Origin of the sequence: Roseibium sp. (assembly GCF_025698965.1) — a bacterium.
Classification (GTDB): Bacteria; Pseudomonadota; Alphaproteobacteria; order Rhizobiales; family Stappiaceae; genus Roseibium.
Window position 1 is genome coordinate 1 of sequence record NZ_JAILWL010000646.1, and the last position, 2,821, is coordinate 2,821.

3 protein-coding genes are annotated in these 2,821 nt (G+C 55.5%); 2 read left to right on the forward strand and 1 reads right to left on the reverse strand.

What is annotated here, in order from left to right:
• The first annotated feature begins 108 nt into the window (after positions 1–108).
• Positions 109–582, forward strand: coding sequence for a DUF3775 domain-containing protein (locus K5905_RS31015; RefSeq protein WP_297591572.1), 474 nt, complete (start codon positions 109–111; stop codon positions 580–582).
• 24 nt (positions 583–606) lie between these two features.
• On the opposite strand, the gene K5905_RS31020 is transcribed toward K5905_RS31015, so the two are convergent.
• Positions 607–1,512, reverse strand: a complete 906-nt coding sequence (locus tag K5905_RS31020) for a LysR family transcriptional regulator (protein WP_297591573.1) — start codon at positions 1,510–1,512, stop codon at positions 607–609.
• Between the two features lie 116 nt (positions 1,513–1,628).
• On the opposite strand from K5905_RS31020, the gene K5905_RS31025 reads away from it, so the two are divergent.
• The gene (locus K5905_RS31025) at positions 1,629–2,654 is read left to right on the forward strand and encodes a D-cysteine desulfhydrase (RefSeq protein WP_297591574.1); all 1,026 of its coding nucleotides are present in this window, start codon (positions 1,629–1,631) and stop codon (positions 2,652–2,654) included.
• Positions 2,655–2,821: the final 167 nt, after the last annotated feature.

Consider the following 2,821-nt stretch of genomic DNA (forward strand, 5'->3'; position numbering starts at 1 on the left):
CAGGCGTGTATATGGGTTGCAGATTAACTTGAAACGAGTTCACAGACCTTGAATATCGTGGATAACCCTACGGAATGTCTTGGCTGTTGCAAAATAGGAAAACGCATCATGACCATTGCCAATGACGAAAAGTGGATCGATAAAGAAAAGACAGGTTTGTCGGAGGCAACCATGGACATCGATCTCACTCTATCTGCAGACACAATCCGCCTTTACGCACAAAAGGCCAGAGCCGTTGCATCAGCCATGCAGGACACGTTTGAAGGCGGTCACGAAGGTGACGTGGAATTTGATGCAGATTCTCTGGAAGAAGGTCACAATCACGATGGCCTTGCCGAAGAGGAAAGCGACGATCTGTCGGATGAGGAATTGCGTGAACTGATCGAAGACCTCAATGTCGACGAAGCTGCCGAGCTTGTCGCAGTGACGTGGATCGGCAGAGGCGACTTCGAGGCAGAAGATTTCCAGCAAGCCGTCGACGAAGCTCGCGAACGGGCTGTTGGATCAACTGCCAAATATCTGCTTGGGATGCCATTGTTTGCCGACTATCTGGAAGCCGGCCTGGATGCACTGGATCTCTGAAGGCATTTAAAGGATCAGATGCTTCTACTGATCCTTTACGGCCAATTTGCTGAATTCCTCCCAGACCCTGGCAAGAAGAGGCGGGGCATTTTCCTGGCGTCGCCTTCCAACAATTTCCATATCAACGCTGCCTAGCTGGTCGCGCAGGTCGATCAGCCTTGCCTCTGCCAGGTCGGCCGAGACCAGGGCTTCGGGAACAAAGGCGACACCGACACCCGCCCGAGCCATTTCAAGCGCCGCGACCGTAAGCGCAGTTTCAGCAACGACATTCGTTTTTCCCGTGCCTTCAACCGCCGGCATGACATGCTTGCTCAAAGCCTGGCCAAGAAACACATCCGGAGGGTAGGAAATGACATTCAGCCGTCCGGACCGCAACTCACTGAACAGCTCCTCCGATCCGGCAGCGGAATAGACCGGAACCAGTCTTTCATCTGCAACATGTACCCCCTCGGTCAACCCCGACTGACCGACCACGCCGTCGTCGCTCAACTGATAGGTCAGGGAGAAATCAGCCTGGCCTGTCATCAAAAGCACTTCACACTCGTCCAGATTTGCCGAGCGCAATCGCACATGCGCAGTGCCCAGACGGGACACGGCCTTAACGATCCGGGGTCCCAGCGAAGTCGTGATCGCATGTTGGCAGGCAATGACCACAAGACGAGACCCGGACCGGCTGTCCATCTGAATCTGCTGGATCAGCTGGCGTTGCCGGGTCACCGCCAGACGCAACTGGTCTTCGTGGTTTTTCAGCGCGGGCGTAGGTCGGTTCGGTTTCGTATCCCGGTCTATCAATGGGACATCCAAAAGGCTTTCCAACGCCTGGATCCGTCGTGAAAACGCTGATTGAGAGATGTTACGCAGACTTGCGGCCTCAACAACAGACCCCGCATCAAGAAGAGCAACAAGGTCTTCCAGCCAATCGATTCTCATGTCACCCACTTTCGATGATTATGCAACTCTTGCAAGTTATACGGACAAGAATGCATTTGAACATGGAAATACTCCATGCGAACCTTCTCCAAATTGCTTTTCCGGAGACGCACCCCATGCATTTTTCACGCTTTCCCCGCCTGCATTGGGCGCATCTGCCCACCGCCCTTGAACCCATGGATCGATTGTCCGAAACACTTGAGGGGCCCCGGATCTGGATCAAACGGGACGACTGTACGGGCATGTCCACTGGCGGCAACAAAACCCGAAAACTCGAATTCCTGATGGCCGAAGCCAAGGCTCAGGGGGCTGACCTGGTGATGACGCAAGGTGCGACCCAGTCCAATCATGCCCGTCAAACGGCTGCCTTCGCCGCCCGTCTCGGCATGAAGTGTCACATCCTGCTGGAAGACCGGACCGGCTCGAAAGATCCGAACTACAATGGAAACGGGAATGTCTTTCTCGACTTCCTGCACGGCGCCACGGCCGAGAAACGACCGGGCGGTCTCGACATGAATGCCGAGATGGAAACGGTTGCCGAAAGGTTCAGGACCCAGGGCCGCAAGGTTTACACAATACCGGGTGGCGGTTCCAACCCGACAGGTGCTCTCGGCTATGCGAATGCGGCCATGGAACTGGTCCAGCAGGCCAACGCAATCGACCTGAAAATAGACCGGATCGTCCATGCGACGGGCAGCGCAGGGACGCAAGCCGGGCTCATTGTCGGGCTGAAAGCAATCAATGCGAACATTCCCCTGCTTGGCATTGGTGTGCGCGCACCCAAGCCCAAGCAGGAGGAAAACGTCTTCAATCTTGCCGTTGCAACTGCTGAGAAACTGGGGTGTCCGGGCATCGTCAAGCGCGAGGACGTAGTCGCCAATACCGACTATGTTGGCGAAGGCTACGGCATTCCGACACCGGCCTGTCTCAAAGCCATTGAAATGTTCGCCCGGCTGGAAGCCATTCTTCTCGATCCGGTCTATTCCGGAAAAGGTGCAGCCGGTCTCATCGACCTTGTGAAATCAGGTGCATTTTCAAGCGATGAAAATATCGTCTTTCTTCATACCGGGGGAGCCGCAGCACTTTTCGGATACACTGATGCCTTCGGCTACGACGGACCGGTTGACCGGGCCGCCGAGTAAACGGAGCACTAAATGGAACCGTTTCGCGGAGTATTCACGCAGCAGGAAGCCATCCCGGACGAGGCCATCACAGCAGCTGTCGACGTTCTGCGCAGTGGTCGTCTGCACCGCTACAATACGGTAGGGGACGAGATCGGAGCGGCCGCCGAGCTTGAATATGCCTATGC